6 protein-coding genes and 1 pseudogene are annotated in these 5,676 nt (G+C 69.1%); 2 read left to right on the plus strand and 5 right to left on the minus strand.

All coding sequences use genetic code 11. The features are described from left to right. The 4 genes from VFM98_RS09615 to VFM98_RS09630 all read right to left on the minus strand — a co-directional run. The coding region (locus VFM98_RS09615; protein WP_325109703.1) for an ATP-binding cassette domain-containing protein at window positions 1-270 on the minus strand (270 nt) is incomplete at its 3' end. Next, window positions 267-1,070, minus strand: a complete 804-nt coding sequence (locus tag VFM98_RS09620) for an ABC transporter ATP-binding protein (protein ID WP_325109704.1) — start codon at window positions 1,068-1,070, stop codon at window positions 267-269. The genes VFM98_RS09615 and VFM98_RS09620, both read right to left, overlap by 4 nt. Beyond that, entirely contained in the window at window positions 1,067-2,143 is a 1,077-nt protein-coding gene (locus VFM98_RS09625) for a branched-chain amino acid ABC transporter permease (RefSeq protein WP_325109705.1), read from the minus strand. Before VFM98_RS09625 ends, VFM98_RS09620 begins: the two co-directional genes overlap by 4 nt. A gap of 83 nt (window positions 2,144-2,226) precedes the next feature. Continuing rightward, window positions 2,227-3,102 (minus strand): branched-chain amino acid ABC transporter permease, encoded by an 876-nt coding sequence (locus VFM98_RS09630; protein WP_325109706.1) that lies wholly within the window; start codon window positions 3,100-3,102, stop codon window positions 2,227-2,229. A 226-nt stretch (window positions 3,103-3,328) separates the two neighbouring features. Here VFM98_RS09630 and VFM98_RS09635 point away from each other — a divergent pair. Next, window positions 3,329-3,802, plus strand: a pseudogene (locus VFM98_RS09635) (enoyl-CoA hydratase-related protein); the annotation flags it as partial. Between the two features lie 4 nt (window positions 3,803-3,806). Here VFM98_RS09635 and VFM98_RS09640 read toward each other — a convergent pair. Continuing rightward, complete coding sequence (locus VFM98_RS09640) at window positions 3,807-4,229, minus strand: acyl-CoA thioesterase (protein ID WP_325109708.1); 423 nt, start codon at window positions 4,227-4,229, stop codon at window positions 3,807-3,809. A gap of 40 nt (window positions 4,230-4,269) precedes the next feature. Here VFM98_RS09640 and VFM98_RS09645 point away from each other — a divergent pair. Then, a partial coding sequence (locus VFM98_RS09645) for an ABCB family ABC transporter ATP-binding protein/permease (protein WP_325109709.1) occupies window positions 4,270-5,676 on the plus strand: 1,407 nt, incomplete at its 3' end.

Here is a 5,676-nt window from a genome sequence, read left to right on the forward strand (position 1 = left end):
CAGGCCCTCCTGCACGATCGAGGCGGGATCGTGCGCCGTGATGTCCTCGCCCTTGTAGACGACGCTGCCCTTGCGCGGATCGAGAATGCCGGAGATGGTCCGGAGGATGGTGGTCTTGCCGGCCCCGTTGGCACCGAGCACCGTGGCGATCTCGCCGCGGCGCACCTGCAGGCTCACGCCACGGATCGCCTTGATCGGGCCGTAGGCGCTCTCCACGTTGGAGAGGCGCAGCACCGGCAGGTCGCTGACGGCAGGCGGGTTGGACGTCATCGCACCGCCTCCTTGCGCCGCTGCGGCGCCTCTTCGCCGGCGCCGAGATAGGCCTCCACCACGCGGGCGTCGCGCTGCACCTGCGCCGGCGTGCCCACGGCCACCACCTCGCCCTGGTTCATGGCCACGACGCGGTCGCTCACCCGCGACACCAGGCTCATGTCGTGCTCCACCATCAGCACGGTCACGCCCAGTTCGCGGCGGATGTCCTCGATCCAGAAGGCCATGTCTTCCGTCTCTTCCACGTTGAGGCCGGAGGAGGGCTCGTCGAGCAGCAGCAGCTTGGGCTCGGTGCACAGCGCTCGGGCCAGTTCCACCACCTTGCGCACGCCGTAGGGCAGGCCGGCCACGGTGGCGTCGCGGTGGTGCTGCAGCTCCAGCAGGTCGATCACGCGCTCCACCTTCTCGCGGGCCTCGACTTCGGCGGCGCGTGCGCGGGAGGTGAAGAACAGGTCCTGCCAGAGGGCGGTGCGCCGGTGCGTGTGGCGGCCCACCAGCAGGTTGTGCAGCACCGTCGCGTGCTCGAACAGCTCGATGTTCTGGAAGGTGCGCGCGATGCCCAGCGCGGCGACGCGGTGCGGCGGCTGGCCGGTGAGCGGCTTGCCCTCGAATTCGATCGCGCCGCTGCTGGGATCGTGGATGCGGCTGATCAGGTTGAACACCGTCGTCTTGCCCGCGCCGTTGGGGCCGATCAGCGTGAGCACCTCGCCGCGCTGGACGTCGAAGCTCACGTCGTTGACCGCCAGCACGCCGCCGAAGCGCACGCCCAGGTGCTGCGCGGAGAGCAGGGTCTCGTTCACCGCAGCCGCTCCGACTTCTGGAAGGCCTTCTGCCGGCGGAACATGCCGCGCCGGTAGAAGGGGAAGAGCTGAAGGTAGGTGCGCACCTTGACCCAGCGGCCGTAGAGCCCCAGCGGCTCGAACAGCACGAAGGCGATCAGCACGGCACCGTACACCACGGTCTTCAGGCCCGGCGCCTGGCCGATCGCCTCGGGCAGCACGTCCTTCACCGAGCTGATCGCCTGCGGCAGGCCGATCAGGAAGGTGGCGCCGAGGAAGGCGCCGTGCAGCGAACCGAGGCCGCCGATCACCACCATCAGCAGCAGGTCGATCGACTGGATGATGTCGAACTGGTCGGGCGAGAGGAAGCGGATCTGGTGCGCATAGAGCGCGCCGCCGATGCCGGCCAGCGCGGCGGAGATCGCGAAGCTGAGCGTCTTGTAGCGGGCCAGGTGGATGCCCATGCTCTGGGCCGAGATCTCCGAATCGCGGATCGCGACGAAGGCGCGCCCGGTCGGCGAACGCAGCAGGTTGGCGCAGGCGAGCGTGGCCAGGATGGCGAGCGCGAGGCACAGGTAGTAGAAGGAGGGCGCGGTGTCGGCCGCCCAGCCGAACATGCGGGCCGCACCGACCGTCTTGCCGACGTTGCCGCCCGTCACGCTCTCCCAGCGCGCGAAGACCTCCTGCACGATGAAGCCGAAGGAGAGCGTCGCGATGCCGAGGTAGATGCCTTTCACGCGCAGGGCCGGCAGGCCCACCACCACGCCGACGGCGGCCGACAGGGCGGCGCCCGCCAGCAGCGCGAAGGGGAAGGGCCAGGCCAGGCCGGTGAGCACCGCCTGCGCGTAGGCGCCGACGCCGAAGAAGGCCGCGTGGCCGATCGAGAACAGCCCGGTGAAGCCGGCCAGCAGCATGAGCCCCAGGCCCACGATGCCGTAGATCAGGATGAAGGTCAGTTGCGCGAGCAGGTATTCTGGCAGCAGCAGCGGCGCCGCCCCCAGCAGCGCGAGCAGCAGCCCGTACCAGAACACGTGGCCGCCGTGTTTTGCAAGGCGGATGTCCTGCCCGTAATCCGTCTTGAAAAGGAAGCGCATTCAGCCTCCGCCGAGCCGCCTCAAGGAGGCTGAGGCCCCCTCGGGGGGCAGCGAGTACACGCAGTGACGAGCGTGGGGGTTCATCAGACCCTCTTCTGCAATCGCTCGCCGAACAGGCCGTTCGGCAGCACGGCCAGCATCACCAGCACCACGATGTAGGGCGCCGTGTCCTTGAAGCCCTCGGGCAGGTAGAAGCCCGAGAGCGACTCCACCACGCCGATCACGAGCCCGCCGGCGATCGCCCCCGGCAGGCTGCCGAAGCCGCCCACCACCGCGGCGGGGAAGGCCTTCAGGCCGATGAAGCCCATGTTGGCGTGCACGAAGGTGATCGGCGCGAGCAGCAGGCCCGCCACCGCGGCCACGGCCGTCGCGAGACCCCAGGCCAGCGTGTTGAGCCGCTTGACCGGGATGCCCATGTACCAGGCCGCGAGCTGGTTCTGCGAGGCAGCCTGCATGGCGATACCGACTTTCGTGTAGCGGAATACGGCATACAGCAGCGCGCACAGCACCGCGGTGGCCGCGATCACCACCATCTGCTCCACGTTCAGCACCAGGCCGGCGAGCTGCCACGTCTGGTCCTTGTACGGCACGGGCAGGGTGTGCGTCTCGGTGCCGATGCCGGGCAGCATGGTGACGAGGCCGCGCGCCACGTAGCCGATGCCGATGGTGAGCATCACGATGGAGAAGGCGGGCTGGCCGAGGATGGGGCGGATCACCACCATCTCCAGCAGGAGGCCGAAGACGGCCATCGCCGCGATGGCGACCGGCACCGCGACCCAGAAGGGAAAACCCATGGTCCCCATCGCGGCCAGGCCGAAGAAGGCGCCTAGCATCATCAGCTCGCCCTGGGCGAAGCTCACCGTCTCCGTCGCCTTGTAGATCAGGACGAAGCCGAGCGCGATCAGGCCATAGATGCAGCCCTGCGCGATGCCGCTGATGACAAGCTGGAGGAACTGCACCTGCGCCGCTCCTTTCCCTCCGGACGGGTCCGCCGAAAATGTTTATAGCGGCCGGCTTGCGGGCGCAACACAGGGTTCGCCCGAACCCTGGCGCGGTGGCGGATGCACGGCAGAAGCGCTGTAATGGCCCATGGACGCCCCTGCCGTGCACGTGGAAAAGACCGGCCCGGTGACGGTCGTCACCCTCGACCGGCCGCAGGTGCGCAACGCCGTCGATGCCGCCACGGCCGTCAGCGGCGCCGCGGTGGCGGGCGGCATGGAGCTCGCTCTGTGGTGCGACCTGCGGGTGCTGGAGGAAGACGCCTATTTCGGCATCTACTGCCGCCGCTTCGGCGTGCCGCTGATCGATGGCGGCACCGTGCGACTGCCGCGGCTCGTCGGCCTGGGGCACGCCCTGGACCTGATCCTCACCGGCCGCAAGGTGGAAGCGCGCGAGGCGCTGGCGATGGGGCTGGCGAATCGCGTGGTAGCGCGTGGCGCGGCGCGCGAGGAAGCGATCGCCCTGGCGCGCCAGCTCGCGGCCTTTCCGCAGGAGACGCTGCGGGCCGACCGCATGAATGCGTATGCGCAGTGGGGCAAGCCCCTACCCGAGGCCCTGCGCGGAGAGTGGGAGCGCAGCCGCGAACGCATCGCCGACGGACTGGAGGGCGCGGCCCGCTTCGCGGCGGGGGAAGGGCGGCACGGGTCCGGCGTGCCGTAGCGGCTCAGCGCTCGATCGGCTTCGGCCTGCCGTTCTCGTCGATCGCCACGTAGGTCACCAGCGCCTCCGTCACGCGGACGAACTCGCCCTGGCGCTGCAGGCGCTCGGCGAACACCTCCACGTCCACCGTCACCGAAGTGCGGCCGATGCGCGACACCGAGGAATAGAAGCTCAGGATGTCGCCCACCCGCACGGGCTGCTTGAACACGAACTCCTTCACCGCGACGGTCGCCATGCGGCCGCGGATGATGCGGGCCGGCAGGATGGCGCCGGCCAGGTCGACGTGGGCCATGACCCAGCCGCCGAAGATGTCGCCGTTGCCGTTGGTATCCGCCGGCATCGGCATCACCTTGAGCACGAGTTCCTTGTCGGAGGGCGGGGTGGCCGGGCCGTGGGGCGGCAGCGCGTCACTTGGTTTTGTGGACATGGGCACAATCTGCAGGAATCACCTGAACGGATTGTCCTCCATGCGCCGCGGCGGCGAACTGTCTTCCTCCCTTCCCCCGCCCTCGGCCGCAGCCAATGCGCCGCGGCCGGGCCGCTCCGACTGGGCCACGCTCGGCCGCCTGTTCCCCTACCTCTGGCAGTACAAGTGGCGCATGGCGGCGGCGCTGGCCTTCATGGTGGGCGCGAAGCTCGCCAACGTGGGCGTGCCCATGCTGCTGAAGGAACTGGTGGACGCCATGGACGTCAAGCCGGGCAGCACGGTGGCGATGCTGGTGGTGCCCATGGGCCTGCTGGTGGCGTATGGCGTGCTGCGCCTGTCCACCACGCTCTTCACCGAGCTGCGCGAACTGGTGTTCGCCAAGGCCACCCAGGGCGCGGCGCGCAGCATCGCGCTGGAGACCTTCCGCCACCTGCATGCGCTCTCGCTGCGCTTCCACCTGGAGCGGCAGACCGGCGGCATGACTCGCGACATCGAGCGCGGCGTGCGCGGCATCGAATCGCTGATCTCGTATTCGCTCTACAGCATCGTGCCCACGCTGATCGAGGTGGGGCTGGTGCTGGGCATCCTCGCGGTGAAATTCGACGCCTGGTTCGCCTGGATCACCGGGTCGGCGCTGGCGGTCTACATCGTCTTCACGGTGAGCATCACCGAATGGCGCACGCAGTTCCGCCGCGAGGCCAACGAGTTCGATTCGGCGGCGCACACGAAAGCGGTGGATTCGCTGCTGAACTACGAAACCGTCAAGTACTTCAACAACGAGGAATTCGAGGCGAACCGGTACGACCACAGCCTGGAACGGCTGCGCCGCGCCCGCCTGAAGAGCCAGACCACCCTCTCGCTGCTGAACGCGGGGCAGCAGACCATCATCGCCGTGGGCCTGGTGGCGATGCTGTGGCGCGCGACGCTGGGCGTGGTGGACGGCCGCATGACCCTGGGCGACCTGGTCATGGTCAACGGCTTCATGATCCAGCTCTACATCCCGCTCAACTTCCTGGGCGTGCTGTACCGCGAGATCAAGCAGAGCCTGACCGACCTGGACAAGATGTTCGCCCTGATGGAGCGCGAGCGCGAGGTGGCCGACAAGCCCGGCGCCCGCCCGCTTACTGACCTGCTCCCTCCCCCCTTGGGGGAGCGTAGGGGTGGGGGCGCTTCCGCCTCCGCCTCCCCCTGGACCGTCCGCTTCGACCACGTCAGCTTCCACTACGACCCCGCCCGGCCCATCCTGCGCGACGTCTCCTTCGAGATCCCCGCCGGAAAGACAGTGGCCGTCGTCGGCCCGTCCGGCGCCGGCAAGTCCACGCTGGCGCGCCTGCTGTACCGCTTCTACGACGTGCAGCAGGGCCGCATCACCATCGCCGGCCACGACATCCGCGACGTGACGCAGGCGAGCGTGCGGCAGGCCATCGGCATCGTGCCGCAGGACACC

It is taken from the genome of Ramlibacter sp. (assembly GCF_035706265.1).
Classification (GTDB): Bacteria; Pseudomonadota; Gammaproteobacteria; order Burkholderiales; family Burkholderiaceae_C; genus Ramlibacter.

Bases quoted from the DNA above. Each gene is read 5' to 3' on its own strand.
- VFM98_RS09640 (WP_325109708.1), bottom strand. From the start codon at position 4,229: ATGTCCACAAAACCAAGTGACGCGCTGCCGCCCCACGGCCCGGCCACC.
- VFM98_RS09625 (WP_325109705.1), bottom strand. From the start codon at position 2,143: ATGCGCTTCCTTTTCAAGACGGATTACGGGCAGGACATCCGCCTTGCA.